The sequence below is a fragment of the Methylomicrobium lacus LW14 genome, from assembly GCF_000527095.1.
Lineage (GTDB): Bacteria > Pseudomonadota > Gammaproteobacteria > Methylococcales > Methylomonadaceae > Methylomicrobium > Methylomicrobium lacus.
The window spans coordinates 1,610,935-1,632,699 of the sequence record NZ_AZUN01000001.1; the positions used below are offsets into that span (position 1 = coordinate 1,610,935).

Here is a 21,765-nt window from a genome sequence, read left to right on the forward strand (position 1 = left end):
TTCGGTTTCGGTATCCTAATGCCCCATTGAAGACCCCGAAACTTTAAAGAACACTGAAAGCAAGGATAAATGACCATGTTAAACACTGATCTAAGCAACTTGTTAAAAACAGTTCCATTGCTGCTATTAGGCTACACGCTCCAGGCCGGCGCCGAAATAACGACTAGCGCAAATAGCAGGCAGCTCGTTTACCGCGTACCGGTAAATAAATCGCTGCTGATTAACCTGGACAGAAATGTCAGCAAACTGACCAAAGGTAATGACGAAATCGCCGATATCACCTTGTTTCCTCCCCGGCAGGTTTTATTGCGGGGACGATCCATTGGCGCAACCAACGCTACGGTTTGGGATTCCAACAACCGGATAGCGATGGTTCTTGAAGTAGAAGTCACTCACAATATGGATGGACTCAAGCAAAAACTCCATGAACTTTTGCCCCGTGAGCGCATTCAAGTTCGGGCCGCCGAAAGATGTATCATCCTGAGCGGAGAAGTCTCCAATCTGGTCAACATGGATTTTGCGATGAAAATAGCTCAGGGTTACGCATCTGCCGGGATGGTCGGAGGCGGAGGCGGGGGCGGTGCGAGTGGCCAAACCGGCTGTGGCGGCGGTGGAAGTAGTGGCGGCGGTGGCGGTGGCGGCGGTGGATCAAGCGGCGGAAGCAGCCAATATATCGTCAATATGATGCATGTCGGCGGCGAGCAGCAGGTCATGCTCGAAGTCAAAATCGCCGAAGTCAGCCGCACCCTGGCTCGAACACTGCGCTTGGATAGCAGCGCGGGGAGTACAGGCCTAAACGACGGCAGTTTTTTATGGTCGGTCGCAGCGGGAGCTGCAGGTGTATTTACCGGCAATTATGTTGCCGGCAGCACGATCTTTAACTGGAGTTTAAACTTCAGCAGAAATACCGACCTGGCTACCATTTTGGCGGAGCCTAATCTCACCACGCTGAGCGGCAAAAAGGCCTCGTTTTTATCCGGCGGTGAATTTCCTTATACCGCTTGTTCACCAGGCAGTAGCGGCACCACTGGAAACACTTCTGGCAATATCTGCACAGTCAATTTTAAACCCTTCGGCGTAGGACTGGAGTTCACTCCGGTGGTTCTAGACTCCAACCGCATTAATCTGACTACGCATGTATCGGTCAGTTCGTTAAGTAACAAAGCCAACGACGTGATCGCGGCGGGGGCCGCTCAGACTTGTACTTCAGGTGCTGTGGTTGGTTCAGACGTCAATTGTTCCGTTCAACTGCAACCTACGCCAAGCCTCGATAGTCGAGAAGCCGTTTCCACGCTTGAACTGGCGGACGGGCAAACGATGTCCATCGCAGGATTGATCAGCGAAAACAACACCAACAAACAGGAGCAAACGCCGGGTCTGGCCGATATCCCCGTTTTAGGCTCAATGTTTAGAAACCGAAATGCGCAGAATGACAAGAAGGAATTGGTGATTTTGGTCACCCCTCACCTGGCAACGCCGATTCCGCCGGAAGAAATTCGATTGCCGACGGATAACTATGTTCCACCCAACGATATCGACTTCTATTTGCTCGGTAGAATGGAAGCCAGAAAACCGACGCAACAAACCGCGCAAGCCCCGGCTTTCGATCCGGCAAACGGTGGAAGCTCCGGCCAGTTTGGCCACCAAATTAAACAATGAGGCTCAATATGAAAATCAAAACGCTTTCTTCAGCCTTAATCTTGATAACAAGCGCTAATTTGCTATCGGCCTGCGCCGACGGCAGGTATCAGCCGCGTGAACTGGATACCCATTTCGGGCAAACAGTCAACAATATTAAATATGCCCAAATAGCTGACAAGGAAGCCGCCGCCCATCCGCCGGCTAACTCGCCGAGAAAAATGGACGGTTACGCCGGAGTCGGCGTGATGGGCTCGTACCGTCAGGGCTTTTCTCAGACAGTGGAACAACCGCCGAGCGTAAGTATTAATATTGGTAGTGGCAACAGCGGATCAAGCTCTGGTGGAAAGTAACATTAACCTAGCATCTAAATGCCCAGTTACATGTTCGCCTTCTTGATGGAACAGGCTTCAATCAAATGGGATATGAGCATCTGAATCGAAAAGTATCGATGGCCTGGAAAGATCGGCAGCTTGTAAGGGATTTAAATTCCGCCAGTTAGTATGTATTGAAAAGCCAAGAACTTTTTTATAGATGCTTAACAGCTCAGCACGGCGCTTGCATTTAAATATTGAAGTTTTATTACCAAATCGTTTGAATAAGGTTTTTTATGTACACGACATTGACTTCGTTACGCAAAGCTAAAGGCAGTGTGTTGGTAGTAACGGCTTTAGCTCTTTTGGTTATCATGGGTATGGCGGCCTTGGCCATTGATACAAGCCATGGATGGACTAATAAAACGCGATTGCAAAACCTTGCAGACGCATTGGCGTTAAGTGCGGCCATTTCATTAAATAAGCAAGAATCCAGCACCGACTATCCCGATATAGAGGAATACGCAGAATATTATGCTCAAACGACTACGCTTCCCAACTTTAAAGGAAGTTTTGGTAATCAGGAAGTGACGTTGGCAAGCACAGATTTTACGTTTGAATTTGCCAGAGATTGGAGTACTACAAAGGCTGACTGGTACGCAGCAAAGGACATCAATGGTGCTCGCTTTGTTCGCGTTACTACGAATCCCCTAAGTATAGACACATGGTTCGGTCGCATTTTGGGTTTTAATAATATGGCTCCTTCAGCCACTGCAGTTGCGGGCACTACTCCCATAGTTCCTTGCTCTGATGTTCTTCCCGTCATCGCATGCAAAGGAACTGATAGTATTACCGGTAAAGCCAGCACAGATAAGGACTGTAGCGATGGTAATTGTTTTGGCTATGCTACAGATACCGCTTTTTGCTTCAAATCGAGTCCTACGTCACCGACAGGTGGCCTTGTTTGTCCTGATATTCCTCCAGCATATACGGGAGGGCAATTAGGCGGAAATTTTGGTTGGATGGATGTAGGGGCTGGAGGAGCTGATCTCAAAGCCTGCGCCGCAGGTGACCCGACTTGCCAAAAAGCGTTTTGTGAGAGTTTTGCAGCAAATGGAACCGTAACCTCCAAAACAGGCGATGTGGCTTCGGTCGACCAGGGTTTTAATACCCGGTTTGATGATTACAACGGGAGTTACAAAGATCCCGCCCTCTATCCTCCCGATCGTATTGTCGGCGGTAAAAATCACACAAAAGCTTATAACCAAACTCGTAGCGATCAGCACGACCTCGATCCTGTGAACTTCCCAAGCGATGTGAACATCGCGGCCCTCACTAATGGCCCCGTCGCGACAACTGATCTATATAGAAACTATTATAAGCCGATGGTGGCTGCGAAAACCGCTTCTGATGCCACACACGCCTTTCGAGACAAAAGACGGGTATTGAGTATGCCATTTGTCGATTGCTCTGCCATTACAAAGAACGCTAAAGGGACATGGGACGTTCCTTCTTCAGCGGTTGACTGGGGCTGCGTGTTCATTACAAGACCGATACCAGTGACAGGAAGTTTGACCCCCGTTTATGCCGAAGTCATTGATAACTCCAAAGATGACTGCATGGGCATCGGCAAAGTTATCAGCAACGTCGATACCGGCATTTATAAAGTCCAACTCTATAAAGACCCGTTCGGAGGACAGTCTTAAATGTCCAGGCCTATAAGAAATTTTAAATACCGTCAAACGGGAGCAACACTGGTGGAGTTTGCATTGGTGTTGCCGCTGCTGTTGCTTTTATTGCTGGGCATTGTGGAATTTAGCTATGCTTTTTTTCATCTCAATATTCTGAATAAATCTGTACAGGATGGGGCGCTTTACTTTTCCGAACGAGCTCGCTGCACCAGTGTGGATAATTGCAGCCCGAATATTGCTGTCAACATTAACACTGCTTCGAACCCCTATGTTTCCAATGCCATAAATTTGGTTATGACAGGCAATACAGCTGATTGTGATGATAAAACAGAGCCACCACCAACCCCCCCTTTACTGCCCCTTTGCATTAATTACACGTCAGTTAATATCACACAGACTGATGCGAATCATATTCAGGTCTCGGCCACTTATCGGCATTGTTTTATTACAGGAAGCACTTTAAGTAAATTAACCAAAATGACATTTGGTTCTTCTTCCGCTTCTTGCCCTAGCTCTTACGACTTACAAGCTTCTTCGGTGATGAGGGCACAATGAAAACACAACATGGTGCGGCGCTGGTGGAATTTGCGTTGATTGCTCTTTGGTTTTTCATTATCTTATTTGGCATCATTGAGTTCGGGCGCGCCTTCTTTACTTACAACACCTTGGTCGAAGCCACGCGCCGAGGTGCGCGGGTCGCGGCTGTTTGCCCAATATCCACAAGTGGAGCCCTGCAGGCAAAGCAAGTGACGGTTTTTGACCCCAACAATCCGGATGGGTCTTCCGCGATAACTGGTCTCCTTGGGCTTTCCACCGCCAATGTTCAAGTGGACTATTGTAATGGCTCGTGTCCCGACTCCACAACTAATTGGATAAGTGGCCCCTTAGCTTCTAGCGACAATACTTACAATAATATTACTTTTGTAAGAGTGCAGCTGATAAATCTCCCCAACTTCTTGACCCTTAATATTCCGTTATTTCAAAAATCACTTACTATGCCGCCTATCCAAACAACATTACCAAGCCAAAGCTTAGGGCGAATCTCATATGATAATCCTGTCACCCAACGATGTTGCTACGGCATATGCTCATGATCACTTATAACTGAATATAAAAATTTTTCCAAAAATAATTTTTTCGACAAATGAATTCAGGGTAATTTTCACTGTACTTAAAATAGGGACAGATAATAAGCATAGAGAACGGGAATTCATAAACTTGGTACTAGAGACGACAAACTGTTCCTTGTATTCTCTTGATATTCAACCTACAAGCCAGGTCGACATATATGTTGCCTAGCTCTTTTTGTTAGACGAATATAATTTTTTGTACCAAGCTGACTATAATGAATCTATATCACTACGACCTTACTGAGTACAGCTGAGGGAATCATGCAAAAAGACGCCATTTCAATACAGATTTTGGGCAGTAATACCGCCAAGCTGGCTCAGCATCGGACTCAGATATCAACACTGCTGAACAAGGAAATTACGACGATTCAAATCGATCCAACCGCAGCGCCCGGGTTGCTTTTTAAGGATAAAAAACTGCCGAGTATTCTGATTTTTTTGCTGGATAATTTAACGATCGATGCGCTGAACCAGTTAACCACGCTACCTGTCGCTAGTCGGCCGGCACTGCTGGTGATCGCCGCCGACAATAATAGCCAATTGATGCGCCTGGCGATGCAGGCCGGAGCCCGCGATTTCTTTGCCGAGCCGGTTGACAGACAGGAACTGCACAAGGCATTAAACCAGGTCATTTTTGATCTTCGGCGCGGCCACTCGCAGCAAGGCATATTGACCACGGTGATCAATGCCAAAGGCGGCTCGGGCGGAAGCTTTGTCGCTTGCAACCTCGCCCATACCGCCTCCGTCGTCTCCGATTCCAGCATCGTGCTGATGGATTTTGATCTGCAATTTGGCAGCCAGTCGTTGAATCTGGACCTAAGACCCCGGCATACGATCGTCGAAGCCATCAATGATATTCACAAGCTGGATTTCGACGCCATAGATGGCTATATGGTGCAGCACAAAAGCGGGTTGCGCTTGTTATCGACGATGCATGAACAGTTGGTACTGCCAGGTGAAATCGACCTCGAAAATCTTGACCATCTGCTAACACTGATGATCAGCAATTATGACCGGATATTCGTTGACCTCCCCCGTCAGATCGACCCGGTTTCGGCCACGATACTTGAGAGATCGGATCAAATAATCATCGTCATCCAGCAAAGCCTTGCACATATGCGTGATGCGCAACGCTTGATCCGCATTTTGAAATCCGAACTGAATATCTCCGACAAAAACATTAGCATTCTGATTAACCGTTTTGATCCGAAAAGCAACCTGCAGCCAAAGGATATTCAGGCAACGCTGTCATGTGCTTCGTTTTACTTGATTCCCAATGATTATGAAACCGTATCACACTCCACCAATCTTGGTACGCCGGTTTTAGAGTATGCGCGCCACTCGGCAATTGCAAAGGCAATCGTCGACTTGGCCGAAGACCTGCATGTCAAAATAAAAGAAGAGTATAAAGAAAAAAGCTTCATAAAGAAATTGTTAAACCTGACATAAAGAAAATCCTTGCAGCGAATGAACCCTGGGTATTTTATCTCTCCCGTTCAAACGCTTTAATTGTTACTGACCAAGAGAACTGCTGTGAACCTTAAAAGCCGTATCCAAAGCTACTCCAGTCTTAATAATGGCAGTAAGACGATTGTTCCGAAAAACGATGAAGATGATGCTGTCTCATCAAATCCGAGCGAATCGAATGCCATTCCGCCGTTGGCTTTTGAACTACTGACCGCCAAGGAAATGGAATACAAGGAAAAAGTCCATGAAAAACTGATGGAAATTCTCGATCTTTCACTGATCGTCAAAATGGGAAATGCCGATGCCCGCAAGCAAATCAGCGACATTGCCCGGCGCATCATAGACGATGATTCATTGCCGATCATCGCCCGCTCCCGCCAATTGATCGTTAATGAAGTGGTCAACGACATCCTGGGCTTGGGCCCACTGGAACACTTGCTTTACGAACCCACCATCGCGGACATCATGGTCAACGGCCACGATTCCATCTATATCGAGCGTTTCGGCAAGTTGGAAAAAACGCCCATCACTTTTAAGGATGACGCCCATTTATTAAAGGTCATCGACAGGATCGTGACCGGGGTTGGCAGGCGTATCGACGAATCGTCTCCGCTCGTCGATGCCCGGCTCAAAGACGGCTCGCGCGTCAACGCCATTATTCCGCCGCTCGCGATCGACGGCCCGTCACTCTCGATCAGAAGATTCACCCAGGATAAAATCCAATTGCAGGATATGGTAGCTATCGGCAGCTTGAGTCAAGCCATGGCCGAAGTATTCGCCAATATTGTCAAAGTCAGGATGAACATCCTCATTTCAGGCGGCACGGGCTCGGGCAAAACCACCATGCTGAATGCGATGTCCAATCATATTCCTAAAACTGAGCGCGTCGTGACAATCGAAGATTCGGCCGAGTTGCAGTTGAAAATGGAAAATCTGGTTCGCCTGGAAACCCGCCCGCCCAATATTGAAGGCAAGGGTGAAGTCACCCAGCGCGATCTGGTCAAAAACAGCCTGCGGATGCGCCCCGACCGCATCGTCATTGGCGAGGTGCGTGGGCAGGAAGCATTTGACATGCTACAAGCCATGAATACTGGGCATGACGGTTCACTCACGACGATTCACGCCAACACCCCTCGCGACGCGCTTTCCCGTGTCGAAAACATGGTGACAATGTCAGGGTTCGACTTGCCGGTCAAAACGATTCGCTCTCAAATCGCTTCCGCCATCAATGTTGTCGTGCAGCTGGAAAGAATGGAAGACGGCAAACGGCGCGTCATCAGCGTTTCCGAGATCAACAGCATGGAGGGCGATGTGATTACCATGTCGGAAATTTTCCGTTTCGAACGTCGGGGCGTCGAAGAAAACGGCACTATCATCGGCCGTTTTGTTTCTACCGGCATCGTGCCCAGATTCCATGAGCGCATGAAACAACGGGGCGTCAACATAAGCCTGGACGTCTATACCGACCAAACATTCAACAGTTTATGAGGATTGGATCATGGATAGAAATACGCTGATCATCTTTTTGATCCTGGTGGCCGGAGCCGTTTTTTTATTGTCACAATTGATCCTCGTGCCATCTTTTGGCACCCGATCTGTCGAAAGCCGCAAGATCAGGGAACGACTCAAAAAAGTCACCCAAGTTGGAGCCAAAGGCGAGTATTCTCTGGTCAGGCAAAAATATTTAAAGGAATTAACCCCCTTCGAACGTTTTCTCGAATCCTTGCCCGGCACCGAAACGCTTGAAGACTTAATTCAGCAGAGCGGCAAGCATTACCCGGCCTATGTGATCACTCTGTCGATGCTTCTACTCGCTTTACTGGCTGCAGGCATTACCTGGTATTTCACCGCCAATCTTATTGGCACGGCGGTGGCGACACTGATGGCCGGCTCTCTGCCCTATCTGAAGCTGAAGGATGATCGAAAAAAACGCCTCGAGCTTTTCGAAGAACAACTGCCGGAAGCGCTGGACATGATGACCCGGGCCCTGCGTGCCGGCTATCCGTTTAATGAAGCGATGCATTATATTGCGCAGGAAATGCAAGATCCTATTGCGAAAGAATTCAGCATCACATTTGAAGAAATCAACTATGGCCGCGATGTCAGGCAAGCTTTTAACTATTTATTGATGCGGGTGCCCAGCGTCAACTTGATTGCCGCCACCACCGCCATCCTGATTCAGCGTGAAACCGGCGGCAACTTAGCGGAGTTGCTCGATAAAACCAGCGATCTATTAAGAAAACGCTTCCGTTTCCAGCGCCGGGTCAAAACCATCACTGCCGAAAACCGTATGTCCGCCTGGGTTCTTTCATTATTGCCGTTTGTGGTGTTCCTTGTCATCGCATTACGCACCCCCGAATATATCAAGCCGTTATTTGACACCCCCATGGGGAATAATCTGCTCGGCGTAGGACTGATTCTGCAAATCATTGGGGCCTTATGGGTGCGCAAACAAATCAACTTTGATATTTAGGCTCGTTTATGGACCAAATCTTACAATTCATCATTTCCCTCTCCGGCAATGAAACCAGCGGACGATGGATCGCTATCGGCCTGTTTGCCGGCGCGACCTTTGCACTGATCGTGGCGCTGTATTTTCTGATTTTCGGCCTCTACAATCCGGTCAGAACGAGGCTGTACGAGCTAACCGGTTCAAATGAGAAAGACAGTTTTTTTCGCAATACCACGCAACACATGGGCCAGTATTTCGTCATCAGGGAGCGCGCCGGAGAAAAGCTGAATTATGACCGTGAACGCCTGTTACAAGCCGGCTATCACGATAAAAACAGCCTTGCTCGTTACTACGGCATCAAGATCCTCTTAATGCTGTGCCTCCCGCTGCTGATTTTCTTCGGCTGCACGATGTTTTTGCCCACAATCAGCTCAAATAATTTATTGATTCTGATCGTCGCGGGTATCATGGCAGGACTGATTGGTCCCAGTTTTTATTTGGACAGCAAGCTTACTGCGAGACAACGCATCATCAGAAACTCATTTCCGGATATTGTCGACCAATTGGTCGTTTGTACCGAAGCCGGGCTCGGACTCGATGCGGGCCTGCAGAGGGTGTCCAAAGATGCGGCCTTGAGCAATGAACTCATGGCCTATGAGTTGGGCTTGGTAAACGCCGAATTGAGGGCGGGAGTTTCCCGCGAGCAGGCATTGAAAAATCTGGTGACACGCACCGGCGTTGAAGAAATTCGGGGATTGGCTTCCGCACTGGCGCAGAGCATGCGCTTTGGGACGAGCATCGGTAATACCTTGCGCGTTTTTGCCGAAGATCTCCGTGATAAACGCATGCAAAGAGCCGAGGAAGAAGCCGCAAAACTGGCGGTCAAAATGCTGTTTCCGTTGGCTTTTTGTTTTTTTCCGGGAATATTTATCGTTATCCTTGGCCCGGCTTCGATATCAATTTATGAAGCCTTTAAATAACTTTCGCCTCTCATTCATTATGCCAACTGCAACTATTCGTACAACGGTTCTCTCCTGCATAACCGTATTGGTATTAAGCGCCTGTAGCAGTCAACCGATAAAATCCAGCGTGGACGACGCCGCCGATAATTCCGCCAATATACTGAATCTGCTCGATCCCTCCGTAACTTCCGAAGCAGAAGCCTTCGCAAAGGGCGAAGCGGCATTGGCCGATGGCAAAACGGACAATGCGCTTTTCTATTATGTCAAAACCCTGCAATACAATAAAAAGAATACCCAAGCTCTGGAAAAGATCGCGCTGATTCAGAGCCGCGGTCAACATCCCGAATTGGCGCGGAACGTTTATAAGGAAATCTTATCCATCGATAATACGAATGCTTTCGCCAATGAAAATCTGGGTTTATCCCTTCTCGAAAACGGTAATGCGGTCCAAGCCAAGGGTTATTTGGCCCAGGCCGTAAAACACAGCAACCGCCAGTGGAAATCGCATAATGGCCTGGGTGTTATCGCCGACCTGGAACACAACAGCGCGGAAGCGATTGCCCATTATGAAGCCGCCTTGGCAATACAACCGAGCAATCCTTTACTGTTGAATAATCTAGGTTATTCCCATTACCTTGCCGGTGATGAAGCCACGGCGAGACAGTTCTTCAACCAGGCTTTAAGCCTCGATAATACTTTCAAACGCGCGATCAATAACCTGGCCCTGATAGAAATAAAACACGGCGCTTTTCCCAGTGCCGCCGCTTTGCTTAACAGGATCATGAGCCCTCATGAAAGCTTTAATACGATCGGCTATGTCTGCATGATCAACGGGCAATACGAGGCTGCGGAAGAATATCTCAGAAGAGCGATCGATGAATCGCCGGTTTATTTTCCCAAAGCGCAGGAAAACTTGAACACGCTGTCATCGCTCATGTCAGGCCGGCCAAGCAATGTAACCCCTGCTCAACAAACCCCACTACAAACAGGGCCTGAAATTCAGTCCTCGATAGAGAATCCTGTGCAATCCACGAATGCGGCGGCCAAAGTGACAGCGTCAGGGCAAAAAATTACTGACTTAAAAAAAAAGCCTGACCAATTCTCTGATAGTACAAAATTAGCACCAACGGCACAGCAGCCTGCCGCTCAGGTTAAAACCAATGCGGCCAAAAACAAAAATCTCGCTCGGGGTTATGTGCACGCCGCCGACCTACCGATTAAGGACGCGCCTACTTCTCCAGAATCGAAGTCTGCATCAGGGGCCATCATCCTATCGAAAGAGCCAGAAAAATCGGTAGCAGTGCCCAAAAACGCCAATAGCATTAAAGCACAATCCCAGCCAATCGCAGCGACCAAAGATAGTGCAATAACGCATCAGGAAAAACTGCTCGCCGAAGCTTCTTCGGCGCCTATGATGCAGATCAAAGAAGCCGCCGTGCCAAAAAATAATGGCATCGGGGATGACAAACTCAAATCCGACAATCAATCAGGGATCTATCCCGTCCTATCGCCAACGGCTTTCACTAAAAATGATAGCCCATTTATCTCCGATATAGGCAAATGACTATCTGATCAGCACGATTCTCACAAGAAGCTAGCCGTATCCTCTTCAGGTTTTATTGTTCAAAATAGCCAAAGCGCTTTCATAATCCGGTTCACTGGCCAATTCGTTGACCAGTTGGCTGTATATCACGGAGTCGTTTTCATCGAGAATGATCACTGCGCGGGCCGTCAAACCCGCCAAGATGCTATCAACCAATTTAACCCCGTAATCGACGGCAAAACCGGAACGAAAAGTCGATAACGGTATCACGTTTTTAAGCCCCTCGGTTTCGCAGAAGCGGCACTGCGCGAAAGGCAAATCCGCGGAAATCGCCAACACGGCCGTATTCGGAAGATTTGCCGCTTTTTGATTGAATTTGCGGGTCGAGATCGCGCAGGTCGGCGTATCCAGGCTCGGTACGATATGCAGCACTTTCCTCTTGCCCGCATAAGTCGCCAGGCTGACATCCTCCAACTGGCCGCTCACGAGTGAAAAATCGGGCGCCTTGCTGCCGACGGCGGGAAGTTCGCCTGAGGTATGTACCGGTTTGCCTTGAAAGCTAATGGTTGCCATGATCTGGGTCCTGATGCGCTAAAACGGGATTTACTTCTTTTCAGTTTTCCGGTGCCGAACCACGCGCTTGCGCTTTTCCAATTGCCGGTCGCTCAACTTGTTCTTTTGGCCTTCAAAAGGATTGGCGGGCGATTTGAATTCGAGCCTGATAGGCGTGCCTCTTAACTGCAAGCGGTCGCGGAAATAGTTCATCAAAAAACGCTTATATGAATTCGGCAAGGCGTCGGTTTGCACCCCGTGAATGATCACGAGCGGCGGATTGCGTCCGCCTTGGTGCGCGTATTTGAGCTTGATGCGCCGATTGTTGACCATCGGCGGCTGATGCGCGTCGGTCGCTTCCTTCAGGATACGCGTCAAAATTGGCGTTGACATATCCAGCATCGCCGCATCATACAGGCTTTGCACCACATCGAACAGCTTGCCGACGCCGCTGCCGTGCAGCGCCGAAATCGGGTGTTTTTCGGCAAAATCGACAAACGGCAGTTTAAGATCGAGTTGCCGCCTGACCGTTTCTTTCTGCTCAATCGATAGCCCGTCCCACTTGTTCAGGCCGATGATCAGGGCTCTCCCGGTCTCCAGCACTAGACCCAATAAATGCGCATCCTGATCGGTCACGCCTTCGCTCGCGTCGATCAGATAAATCACCACATTCGATTTTTCGATCGCCTGCAGCGACTTGATCACGCTGAATTTTTCGACCGTTTCCTCAATCTTCGCCCGGCGGCGCATGCCGGCGGTATCGATCAGCGTGAAGGTCTTGCCGCCGCGTTCGAACGGAATATAAATGCTGTCGCGGGTGGTGCCGGGTTGATCGAACACGACGACCCGCTCCTCGCCGAGCAAACGGTTGACCAGCGTCGATTTACCAACATTCGGCCGGCCGACCACCGCGATGTTGATACCTTTCGGCGCGGCTTCGGCAGCTTGCTCAACTTTCGGCAATAAATGGCGGATGCCGCCGAGAAGATCGGGGACGCCGCGTCCGTGCGCCGCCGCAATATAGACCGGCTCGCCCAACGCGAGGGCATGAAAGTCCGCAGCGACCGTGTTGGCGTCGATGCCGTCGATTTTGTTCACGACCAGCACGATGGGTTTGCCGAGTTTTCGCAGACCGCCGGCAATCACTTCATCCGAAGCGCTCAGCCCTTCGCGCGCATCGACCAGGAAAAAGACCACATCGGCTTCTTCGAGCGCGATTTGTACCTGTTTTCTCGAAAAATTGTCGATGCCTTCCGCATCGTCCGGGATGCCGCCGGTATCGACGACCAGACAGGCCATATCGCCGTGTTTGACACGTCCATACTGGCGATCGCGGGTCAGTCCCGGATAATCGGCGACCAGGGCCTCGCGGGTGCGGGTCAGATAATTGAATAGGGTGGATTTGCCGACATTGGGTCTACCGACCAAGGCGATAACGGGTAGCATAGTGTTGAAAAAGGTGAGTTATTGAAGAGGTTCCATAAGAAGGCTGCCGAAAAGCAGGCAGCCATCCGAATCAGCGAACCTTTAACGCGGCCAGCGTGCCGTCTTTGGCGTAAACAAAAACCGTATTATCGGCGACCACGGGTTTGGCGTCGATCGGTCCGTCGGTAATTTGGACTCGTCCTAGCTGTCTGCCGTCGCTGTTCGACAACCAATGCACATAGCCTTCCAGATCGCCAACGACGACGTAGTTGTCGTATGCGGCCGGCGCGCTCAGCTTTCTGTACTGCAATTCCTTCTGCTTCCATAACGACGACCCGGAGCGGTCATCCAGTTGCAGCACATTGCTATCGGTGTCGGTGACATATAAATGGCCGTCAACGATGCTCAGCCCCGAATTAGAGGAAAGTTGTTCGTTGCGCCAGAGCAGATAGCCGTCGAGTTCCGACACCGCGCCGACGCCGCCGTGATAGCTGGCGATATAAACCACGCCGCCCTCGGAGACAGGGTCCACATCGAGATCGACCAGTCTTTCGATTTCGGAGCGTCCTTTGGGGGCCACGATGCCGGCTTCCCAGGTCAGCTTGCCGTCCGTCAAACGCAAGGCGATCAGCTTGCCGTTGTCTTCGCCGAAAATCGCATTGTCTTCGACGATGATCGGCGCCCCGGTGCCGCGAATACTTAAAGCCGGTACGCTACGCTCATAGCTCCAGACTTTCGCGCCGGTTTTTTCATTCAATGCGGTGATCGAACCGTCCGTGCAGCGCACGAGCACGATGCCTTGCGCGACCGCCGGGATCGACAACACTTCGCCCGGAACCGAAGAGGCCCACAACTTTTCGCCGTTTTCGAGTCTCAGCGCCACGACTTCCGCATCGGTCGTGCCCAAAATAACGATGCCATCGCCAAGGCCCGGCCCGCCCGAGAAATGGTAGTCGGTTTCGGTTTCCCAAACCCGCTCGCCGTCGCTGATCTTATGCGCTTCGACCAAGCCGTCTACATCCGCAGCAACGACTTTACCGGTGCCTACCGCCGGAACCAGCTTCAGCGTTTTTTCATCGGTGCCGACGCCGACCGATTCCTTCCAGAGGACCTCGACTTTGACTTCCTCGGCCAATTCGACCAGCGGCGTGGGCGGTTCGGCGTTATCTTCACCGCCCAGCACATAATCCTTGATTTCTTCCAACGCCTCGCCCGCGGACTCCATCGACGCGCACGCGCTGAGTCCCGCCGTGATCAACAATACCAGGAAAAAACGCATTATTTCGAATCTTTGACCGGCTGTGCGACAGAAACGGGTTCCGCGGCGGTCAGATCGTCGATCTTGATCTTCAGCAACGGCGACTGAGCCCCACTGTTCAATGCATTTTGATAAGCGGTGCGCGCTTCATCGAGCCGGTCCATCGCCACATACAAGTCGCCGGTCAATTCGTCGTAACTGGCCGAAAAACCGGATTTGGTCGCCGGGTCAACTTCATTGATCAGTTGCAGCCCCTGTTCATATTCGCCGCTCGCCAGCATGAGCCGGACCAGACGAATACGAGCGACATGGCTCAGTTCCTTATTCGGCTGCGCCGCAACCTCCTTCAAAATCGCTTTCGCGCCGGCCAAATCGCCTTTTTGAACCTTCAATTTCGCCTGTTGCAAGCCGTCATAAGCGGCATAACTGCTGTCGCCAAACTTGTCGTGCAACTGTTTGCCCAATTGCTCGATCGCGTTTTGATTATTTGCCTCGACCGCCTTGACCAGCTGGCTGTAGGCAACAGAAGCCTGCGCCGCTTTTTCCTGCTGGTGCGTTCGCCAAAAATTCCAGCCGCCGATCAGCGCGATGCCGACAACCACGCCGACGATCGCCGAGGTACCGTTTTCATTCCACCAGGCTTTTAGGGCCTCAAGCTGTTCTTCTTCTGAATCGTAGATTGCCACAATGTTTCCCGTATTAAAATTTGAATATCAATGACTTAATTCTTGCCATAGCGCTGCCGGAAAAACTCGACCGCCTGCTGCTCGCCTAGGCTCGATTGCGCAGACTCGGCCTCATTGCCGGAGCGCAAGGACTTGATGGCAATCTCGCCGCGGCTGACCTCGTCATCGCCCAAGATAAGCGCAAATTCGGCGCCCGACTTGTCGGCTTTCTTGAACTGGCTCTTGAAACTGCCGCCGCCGCAATGGACCTGGAGTTTCAATTGCGGCACTTCGCTGCGCAGCAATTCCGCGATCCTGATGCCCGCGCGTTCGGCCGGCTCCCCTACCCTGATCAGATAGGCATCGACCGGACGGGCAAGCGGCACGTCGGTCAGCGTTTCGACCAGCGCCAATACGCGTTCGATGCCCATCGCGAAGCCGACCGCATGGCTGGCCTTGCCGCCCAGCTGTTCAATCAGGCCGTCATAACGGCCGCCGGCGCAGACGGTGCCTTGCGATCCCAACTCGTCGGTCACCCATTCGAATACGGTATTGCAGTAATAATCGAGGCCGCGCACCAGGCGCACATTGATCTCGTAAGCAACGCCCAAATCATCGAGAATTTGTCTGAAGCCGTCAAAATGCGCTTGGCTTGCCTCGCCTAAATAATCCATCAACACCGGCGCGCCGCCGACCACGGCTTTCATCTCCGGATTTTTGGTATCGAGAATCCTGAGCGGATTGGTTTCAAGGCGTCTGAGACTGTCCGCGTCCAGCTGATCGATATGCGTCTTGAAATAGGCCACCAGACTTTCCCGGTAAGCGCTTCTTTCGCCGATCGTGCCGAGTGAGTTGATCTCCAGGCGCACCTTATCGCGAATACCCAGGCGCTGCCACATCCGGTGCATGATCAGAATCAACTCGGCATCAATATCCGGCCCCGCCATGCCGTAGGTTTCGACGCCCAATTGGAAAAACTGCCGGTAACGCCCTTTCTGCGGTCGTTCATGCCGGTACATCGGGCCGTAATACCAGAGGCGATGCGTTTGATTCGCGATCAAGCCATGTTCGAGGCAAGCCCTTAAACAGCCGGCCGTGCCTTCGGGACGCAAGGTCAACGAATCGCCGTTACGGTCGTCGAAGGTGTACATCTCCTTTTCGACGATGTCGGTCACTTCGCCGATCGAGCGTTTGAACAGTTCGGTTTTTTCGACGATCGGCGTGCGTATTTCACTGTACCCATACGCGCCCAAGACTTCCCGGATGATATTTTCGGCATATTGCCAAAGCGGCGCCTGCTCGGGAAGCACGTCATGCATGCCGCGGATTGCTTGTATATGATTTGCCATGATTTTAAAGTCTGTTATTTACGAGCAGACCCGATTTTTTTTGCTTCGCTGGAGTTGGGGAATTTATCCCGTAACAGAGTGCGGTATTCTTCCGCGGCGGCCTGATTGCCCAGCGCACGCTCGGTATGATAGCCGATGAACACGGTTTCCGGCGTATGGCCGGCAACGCTCAGATAACGGGCCAGGAAGGCTTTCGCCGGCCACAGCTCGCCCTTTTGATAACTGATTTTTTGCATTGCGGCCAAGGCCGGCGCATAGGACTTATTCAAATCCAGCGCCTTTCTAAAAGCCGTCTCCGCCCGATCAGAATGACCGAGCGTCAGTTCGCACCGCCCCGCATTCGTCAATGCCAGCCATTGGCGCTCGTTCATAGGAGCGTCGCCCGCTTTGATCAACAGTTCCAGGCCTTTCTCCGGCTGTCCGTGTTCGCACCAAAACCGGCCGAGATTGTTTTGCGTGCCGAAATCGTCAGGCTTGCTATTCAGCGCGATCTCGTATTGATCTTCCGCCTCGTCATCTTGCCTTAATTTCTCATACAGAAACGCCAGCGCATTATGCGCCTGGGCGTTATCGGAATCTTCATCGACCGCGCGCAATAGATTTTCCTTCGCTTCTTCCAGCTTGTTCATGTCCAGATAACGGACGCCAAGCTGGTAATAAGTGTCGGATACTTGCGTCTGATCGCGCTCGGGCGACTTGTTGCCGAACCAGGAACAGGCGCTCAGCGTCAGCACCGCACAGCAAAGCCAAATCCGGATCACAGGTTGAGTCCTATTAGGCCGCGCGTTCATTTTCCGCAGCTTTCAATTTCAAATGCCGGCGGCTCTTGTCCTGCACCTTGCCGACCAATTGGCCGCAAGCCGCATCGATATCTTCGCCGCGTGTTTTTCTGACCGTAGTCACGATGCCGGCCTCGTTCAGCATCACTCTGAACTGATTGATCCGGTTATTGCTGGAGCAACGGTAAGACGAATTCGGAAACGGATTGAACGGAATCAGATTCAGTTTGGACGGTACCGTCGACAACAATTTGATCAGGCCTTTCGCATCTTCGATCGAGTCGTTGATGCCGTCGAGCATCACATATTCGAACGTGATCGTGCGCCGCGGCGCAATTTTCGCGTTGTCCCGACAGGCTTCCATCAGTTCCTTCAACGGATATTTCTTGTTGATCGGCACCAGCTGGTCGCGCAGTTCATCCCGGACCGCATGCAACGACACCGCGAGGCTGACGTCGCAAACTTCGGTCAACCGGTACATCGCCGGCACCACGCCGGACGTGCTCAAGGTGACTCGCCGCTTGGACAGGCCGAAGGCAAAATCGTCCATCATCAGGTTCATCGCCGCGACCACATTGTCGAAATTCAACAACGGTTCGCCCATGCCCATCATCACGACATTCGTGATTTTGCCCTCGGAACCCAGCCGTTTTTGCGCGGCCAGCACCTGACCGATGATTTCGCCGGTACTCAGATTACGGTTGAAGCCTTGCTGCGCGGTCGAACAAAACGTGCACGCCAAGGCGCAGCCGATCTGCGAAGACACGCACAGGGTGCCACGACTCTCTTCCGGAATGAATACCGTCTCGACCCGGTTGCCGCAATGCGTCTCCAGCACCCATTTGCGGGTACCATCGGTTGCTTTTTGTTCAAGCACGATCTCGGGTGCCTCGATCCGGCAATGTTCCGAAAGCCAGGCGCGCAACGCTTTGCTCAGGTTGGTCATCGCTTCAAAATCGTCGACGCCTTCCTGATAAATCCATTTCAACAGCTGCGTCGCGCGAAACGGTTTTTCGCCATGCTCGGCAAAAAAGGCCGCGAGGCCTTTTCTGTCGAAATCGAGCAAATTAATCAACGCCGACTTAACGGGTGCGGGCGCAGAGTTCATTGTCCGAGAAAAAGAAAGCGATTTCTTCTTTGGCAGTGTCGGCACCGTCGGAACCGTGCACCGCGTTTTCATCGATACTGCTGGCGAAATCGGCACGAATCGTGCCTGGCGCCGCATCTTTCGGGTTGGTCGCGCCCATGATGTCGCGATGTTTCGCGATCGCGTTTTCGCCTTCCAGAACCTGCATGATCACGGGACCGGAAATCATGAACGATACCAGATCCTTGAAAAACGGACGCTCTTTATGCACTGCATAAAAACCTTCCGCCTGCGCCTGGCTCAGGTGAATCATCTTCGCCGCAACGATTTTCAGACCGTTCTTTTCAAAACGGCTGTAGATTTCGCCGATGACATTTTTGGCTACTGCGTCAGGTTTGATGATCGAAAAAGTGCGTTCTATCGCCATGTGAATTACAACTCCAGTAATAATAAAAAATTGATCGCCTATTATACCCGAATAGGACCCTATATCGAAAATGCAGGGTACGGCTGCGCGCCCCCCACTCCCTCTACCGCGCACGAAACCCAAAAAACAGAACGATGCGTACTACGGCCTTGTAGCAGATTAGACGTTATCGTTAAGGCAAATCATCGATTTCGACACTTTCTTTTTTTGCCATCAGATCTTGTCTCGATACGCCCAACCACAGCAGGATAGGGCTTGCGACCAGAACGGACGAGTAAATGCCGAACACGATGCCGATGGTCAACGCCAGCGCAAAATTATGCAGCGCTTCGCCGCCGAAGAAAAACATCGCCAACACCATCAACTGAGTCATGAAATGCGTAATCACGGTGCGCGACATCGTTGCCGTAATGGCGTTATCGATCATATCGGCCACACTCGCATTGCGCATCATATGGAAATTCTCCCGCACCCGGTCGAAAACCACAACCGATTCGTTGACCGAATAGCCCAATATCGCCAATACGCCCGCCAGCACAGGCAGCGTGAATTCCCATTGAAAAAACGCGAACATGCCGAGAATAATCACGATGTCGTGCATGTTGGCGATGATGGCCGCCAACGCAAAGCGCCACTCGAAGCGGATGGCTAAATAACCCATAATTCCCGCCACGACCAACATCAACGCCAATCCGCCGCTTTCGAACAATTCCTGGCCGACTTGCGGTCCGACAAACTCGACACTGCGTAACACGACGCCAGCGTCTTGCTCTTTCAATTTTGCCAACACCATCTCGCTCAACCTGGCGTTGTTGGTTTCGGGCTTCATGGGCAAACGGATCAGTACATCTTTCACGCTTCCGATATTCTGCACCGAAGATTCGGTTAGCTTCTGCTCTTCCAGAATATTTCGCACGGTTTCGAGGTTAGCCGGCTGATCGTAACGGACTTCGATTTGGATGCCGCCGGTAAAGTCCAAGCCCAAATTAAGCCCTTTAAAGCCCAATGCGAATATCGCCAAAATAAAAGTCACCAGCGAAATGGTCGTAGTCACCCGACCATAGCGCATAAACGGGATATCGCGTTTAATTTTAAATAATTCCATTGAGTCCTCGAATTTAGATAGCCAATTTATCCAATTTATGCCGCCAACCGTACACGCCATTGACCAACGCTCTCGACACAAGAACCGCGCTGAACATGGAGGTTAAAATTCCGATACACAGCACCAGCGCAAAACCGCGAATGGGGCCCGAGCCCAGCATGAACAACGCGACGCCGGCAATCAAGGTGGTGATATTGGAATCTAAAATGGTCGCAAACGCTCGTTCATAACCGGCATAAATGGCGGCATTTGGGGTCATACCGATCCTAAGCTCCTCGCGAATTCGCTCGTTGATCAGCACATTGGCGTCAATGGCCATGCCCACGGTCAGTGCAATGCCCGCCATGCCCGGCAGCGTTAACGTGGCTTGCAGCAAAGACAGCACCGCAACCAGCAGCAACACGTTCACGCCCAAGGCGACGACGGAAAAAACACCGAACAGACGGTAATAAGCAATCATGAACAGCGTGATCGCTATGAAGCCGTAGACATTGGAATTGATGCCCTTGCCGATATTTTCTTGACCCAGGCTGGGACCGACTGTACGCTCTTCGACGATGTCGACCGGCGCGACCAAGGATCCTGCTCTGAGCAGCAACGCCAGATTGCGCGCCTCACCCGGACCGTCGAGACCGGTAGTCTGGAAGCGCTTGCTGAACACACCCTGGATCGTCGCGACGCTGATCACTTTTTCGACTTTTTGCTTGGTACGGACTTTCTGGCCGTCGACGACCTTAGTGTCGACCTTATATTCGATGAACACGACCGCCATAGGCTTGCCGACGTTATCCTGGGTCACCTTGCCCATCTTCGAAGCACCGGCGCCGTTCAAGGTGATGAACACCGCAGGACGGCCGTCCTGATCCATGCCGGAAGAGGCATCGACGATCTGGTCGCCGGTCACGATGATGCGGCGGTCGAGCAGGATCGGATTGCCGTTCTTCTCGGAATACAGGCGGCTGCCGGCCGGCACATGGCCTTCGACCGCGTTTTGCACGTCATGTTCGGTATCGACCAGACGGTATTCCAAGGTCGCGGTAGTGCCGAGAATTTCTTTAGCGCGGGCGGTATCCTGGACACCGGGCAATTGCACGACGATACGGTTGTCACCCTGCTGCTGGATCACAGGCTCCGCCACACCCAATTCGTTGACCCGGTTGCGCAAGGTCGTGATGTTCTGGCCGACCGCGTTCTTTTTGATTTCACGGACTTCCTTCTCCGTCATCTCGAGCAAAATTTCATCCTGCGCCGGGGTATCCTGGATATTGAGCCCGGGAAAATCGCGCGCCAGCAACCCGACCGCCGCGGCACGATCGTCCACCGAGTTCAATTTGACCTTGATTCGGGCGCCTTCCTTGCTGACCGACTGGTAGCGGATCTTCGCCGTTCTGAACGCCTGGCGCACATCGTCGTTATAACGATCTTCGGCCTGCTTGACCGCTGCATCCATATCGACTTCCATCAGAAAGTGCACGCCCCCGCGCAGGTCGAGGCCGAGATACATCGCCTTAGCGCCCAACGCATCAAGCCAGGCCGGCGTCGCAGGTGCCAGATTCAGCGCGACAGAGAAACCGTCGCCGAATTGATCGCGCAGCAAGTCCGCGACCTTGATCTGATCATCGGTATTGTTGAACCGTGCCAACACCCGGTCGTTCTTGTATTCAAAGGCCTTGATGGAAACACCGGCCGCCTTGATTGCTGCTTCGATTTTATTGGCTTGACCCAGATCCATAGCGGCCGAATGCGTCGGAGACACCTGCACGGAAGGATCGTCCCCATACAGATTCGGCAGCGCATAGATCGCCGAAAAGACGAAAACGGCCAGGATTAAAATATTTTTCCAGAGCGGGAAATGGTTTTGCATGCTACATCATTCCAGTTATTGAATCGTCTCTCGCTACCTGAGAGAACCCAACGCGTT

The 21,765-nt window shown here is 51.5% G+C and carries 20 protein-coding genes; 10 read left to right on the plus strand and 10 right to left on the minus strand.

Features of this window, described 5'->3' with window-relative positions; translation table 11 throughout:
- Positions 1-75 precede the first annotated feature (75 nt).
- The 10 genes from METLA_RS0107250 (at position 76) to METLA_RS0107285 (ending at position 11,218) form a co-directional block, all read left to right on the plus strand.
- Positions 76-1,659 carry a type II and III secretion system protein family protein gene (locus METLA_RS0107250; RefSeq protein ID WP_161635394.1) on the plus strand — a complete coding sequence of 528 codons (1,584 nt, stop codon included), beginning with the start codon at positions 76-78 and terminating at the stop codon, positions 1,657-1,659.
- An 8-nt stretch (positions 1,660-1,667) separates the two neighbouring features.
- On the plus strand, positions 1,668-1,991 hold the full coding sequence (locus METLA_RS0107255; RefSeq protein WP_152539403.1) for a hypothetical protein: 324 nt from the start codon (positions 1,668-1,670) through the stop codon (positions 1,989-1,991).
- A gap of 257 nt (positions 1,992-2,248) precedes the next feature.
- Positions 2,249-3,658 (plus strand): Tad domain-containing protein, encoded by a 1,410-nt coding sequence (locus tag METLA_RS0107260; protein ID WP_024297906.1) that lies wholly within the window; start codon positions 2,249-2,251, stop codon positions 3,656-3,658.
- Positions 3,659-4,198, plus strand: a complete 540-nt coding sequence (locus METLA_RS21900; RefSeq protein ID WP_084480095.1) for a TadE/TadG family type IV pilus assembly protein — start codon at positions 3,659-3,661, stop codon at positions 4,196-4,198.
- Positions 4,195-4,737, plus strand: a complete 543-nt coding sequence (locus METLA_RS21905; RefSeq protein ID WP_084480096.1) for a TadE/TadG family type IV pilus assembly protein — start codon at positions 4,195-4,197, stop codon at positions 4,735-4,737. Before METLA_RS21900 ends, METLA_RS21905 begins: the two co-directional genes overlap by 4 nt.
- 549 nt (positions 4,738-5,286) lie before the next feature.
- The gene (locus METLA_RS0107265) at positions 5,287-6,222 is read left to right on the plus strand and encodes a CpaE/TadZ family protein (RefSeq protein ID WP_161635395.1); all 936 of its coding nucleotides are present in this window, start codon (positions 5,287-5,289) and stop codon (positions 6,220-6,222) included.
- A gap of 84 nt (positions 6,223-6,306) precedes the next feature.
- On the plus strand, positions 6,307-7,728 hold the full coding sequence (locus METLA_RS0107270) for a TadA family conjugal transfer-associated ATPase (RefSeq protein ID WP_024297908.1): 1,422 nt from the start codon (positions 6,307-6,309) through the stop codon (positions 7,726-7,728).
- A gap of 235 nt (positions 7,729-7,963) precedes the next feature.
- Positions 7,964-8,713: a type II secretion system F family protein gene (locus tag METLA_RS0107275; RefSeq protein ID WP_161635396.1), complete on the plus strand. Its 750-nt coding sequence runs from the start codon at positions 7,964-7,966 to the stop codon at positions 8,711-8,713.
- Between the two features lie 8 nt (positions 8,714-8,721).
- Positions 8,722-9,672: a type II secretion system F family protein gene (locus tag METLA_RS0107280; RefSeq protein ID WP_024297910.1), complete on the plus strand. Its 951-nt coding sequence runs from the start codon at positions 8,722-8,724 to the stop codon at positions 9,670-9,672.
- A complete protein-coding gene (locus METLA_RS0107285; protein WP_084480097.1) occupies positions 9,656-11,218 on the plus strand; it encodes a tetratricopeptide repeat protein in 1,563 nt (520 codons plus the stop codon). The genes METLA_RS0107280 and METLA_RS0107285 overlap by 17 nt, the downstream gene beginning before the upstream one ends.
- A gap of 45 nt (positions 11,219-11,263) precedes the next feature.
- On the opposite strand, the gene tpx is transcribed toward METLA_RS0107285, so the two are convergent.
- The 10 genes from tpx to secD all read right to left on the minus strand — a co-directional run bounded on the left by tpx (position 11,264) and on the right by secD (position 21,708).
- The gene (gene tpx, locus METLA_RS0107290) at positions 11,264-11,770 is read right to left on the minus strand and encodes a thiol peroxidase (RefSeq protein WP_024297912.1); all 507 of its coding nucleotides are present in this window, start codon (positions 11,768-11,770) and stop codon (positions 11,264-11,266) included.
- 30 nt (positions 11,771-11,800) lie between these two features.
- Positions 11,801-13,195, minus strand: a complete 1,395-nt coding sequence (gene der, locus METLA_RS0107295; RefSeq protein ID WP_024297913.1) for a ribosome biogenesis GTPase Der — start codon at positions 13,193-13,195, stop codon at positions 11,801-11,803.
- Positions 13,196-13,265: 70 nt separating this feature from the next.
- Positions 13,266-14,453 carry an outer membrane protein assembly factor BamB gene (gene bamB, locus METLA_RS0107300; protein WP_024297914.1) on the minus strand — a complete coding sequence of 396 codons (1,188 nt, stop codon included), beginning with the start codon at positions 14,451-14,453 and terminating at the stop codon, positions 13,266-13,268.
- The gene (locus METLA_RS0107305) at positions 14,453-15,118 is read right to left on the minus strand and encodes a YfgM family protein (RefSeq protein WP_024297915.1); all 666 of its coding nucleotides are present in this window, start codon (positions 15,116-15,118) and stop codon (positions 14,453-14,455) included. Before METLA_RS0107305 ends, bamB begins: the two co-directional genes overlap by 1 nt.
- Before the next feature lie 35 nt (positions 15,119-15,153).
- Positions 15,154-16,446: a histidine--tRNA ligase gene (hisS, locus tag METLA_RS0107310; RefSeq protein WP_024297916.1), complete on the minus strand. Its 1,293-nt coding sequence runs from the start codon at positions 16,444-16,446 to the stop codon at positions 15,154-15,156.
- Positions 16,447-16,460: 14 nt separating this feature from the next.
- Entirely contained in the window at positions 16,461-17,207 is a 747-nt protein-coding gene (gene pilW, locus METLA_RS0107315; RefSeq protein WP_245598751.1) for a type IV pilus biogenesis/stability protein PilW, read from the minus strand.
- A 13-nt stretch (positions 17,208-17,220) separates the two neighbouring features.
- Complete coding sequence (gene rlmN / locus METLA_RS0107320; RefSeq protein ID WP_024297918.1) at positions 17,221-18,333, minus strand: dual-specificity RNA methyltransferase RlmN; 1,113 nt, start codon at positions 18,331-18,333, stop codon at positions 17,221-17,223.
- Positions 18,308-18,739 (minus strand): nucleoside-diphosphate kinase, encoded by a 432-nt coding sequence (gene ndk, locus METLA_RS0107325; RefSeq protein WP_024297919.1) that lies wholly within the window; start codon positions 18,737-18,739, stop codon positions 18,308-18,310. The genes rlmN and ndk overlap by 26 nt, the downstream gene beginning before the upstream one ends.
- Before the next feature lie 172 nt (positions 18,740-18,911).
- On the minus strand, positions 18,912-19,844 hold the full coding sequence (secF, locus tag METLA_RS0107330; protein ID WP_024297920.1) for a protein translocase subunit SecF: 933 nt from the start codon (positions 19,842-19,844) through the stop codon (positions 18,912-18,914).
- 13 nt (positions 19,845-19,857) lie between these two features.
- Positions 19,858-21,708, minus strand: a complete 1,851-nt coding sequence (gene secD, locus METLA_RS0107335; protein ID WP_024297921.1) for a protein translocase subunit SecD — start codon at positions 21,706-21,708, stop codon at positions 19,858-19,860.
- Positions 21,709-21,765 lie beyond the last annotated feature (57 nt).

Bases quoted from the DNA above. Each gene is read 5' to 3' on its own strand.
- METLA_RS0107255 (WP_152539403.1), top strand. From the start codon at position 1,668: ATGAAAATCAAAACGCTTTCTTCAGCCTTAATCTTGATAACAAGCGCT.
- bamB (WP_024297914.1), bottom strand. From the start codon at position 14,453: ATGCGTTTTTTCCTGGTATTGTTGATCACGGCGGGACTCAGCGCGTGC.
- METLA_RS21900 (WP_084480095.1), top strand. From the start codon at position 3,659: ATGTCCAGGCCTATAAGAAATTTTAAATACCGTCAAACGGGAGCAACA.
- METLA_RS0107285 (WP_084480097.1), top strand. From the start codon at position 9,656: ATGAAGCCTTTAAATAACTTTCGCCTCTCATTCATTATGCCAACTGCA.
- METLA_RS0107250 (WP_161635394.1), top strand. From the start codon at position 76: ATGTTAAACACTGATCTAAGCAACTTGTTAAAAACAGTTCCATTGCTG.
- rlmN (WP_024297918.1), bottom strand. From the start codon at position 18,333: ATGAACTCTGCGCCCGCACCCGTTAAGTCGGCGTTGATTAATTTGCTC.
- secF (WP_024297920.1), bottom strand. From the start codon at position 19,844: ATGGAATTATTTAAAATTAAACGCGATATCCCGTTTATGCGCTATGGT.
- hisS (WP_024297916.1), bottom strand. From the start codon at position 16,446: ATGGCAAATCATATACAAGCAATCCGCGGCATGCATGACGTGCTTCCC.
- METLA_RS0107280 (WP_024297910.1), top strand. From the start codon at position 8,722: ATGGACCAAATCTTACAATTCATCATTTCCCTCTCCGGCAATGAAACC.
- METLA_RS21905 (WP_084480096.1), top strand. From the start codon at position 4,195: ATGAAAACACAACATGGTGCGGCGCTGGTGGAATTTGCGTTGATTGCT.
- der (WP_024297913.1), bottom strand. From the start codon at position 13,195: ATGCTACCCGTTATCGCCTTGGTCGGTAGACCCAATGTCGGCAAATCC.
- tpx (WP_024297912.1), bottom strand. From the start codon at position 11,770: ATGGCAACCATTAGCTTTCAAGGCAAACCGGTACATACCTCAGGCGAA.
- ndk (WP_024297919.1), bottom strand. From the start codon at position 18,739: ATGGCGATAGAACGCACTTTTTCGATCATCAAACCTGACGCAGTAGCC.
- METLA_RS0107260 (WP_024297906.1), top strand. From the start codon at position 2,249: ATGTACACGACATTGACTTCGTTACGCAAAGCTAAAGGCAGTGTGTTG.
- secD (WP_024297921.1), bottom strand. From the start codon at position 21,708: ATGCAAAACCATTTCCCGCTCTGGAAAAATATTTTAATCCTGGCCGTT.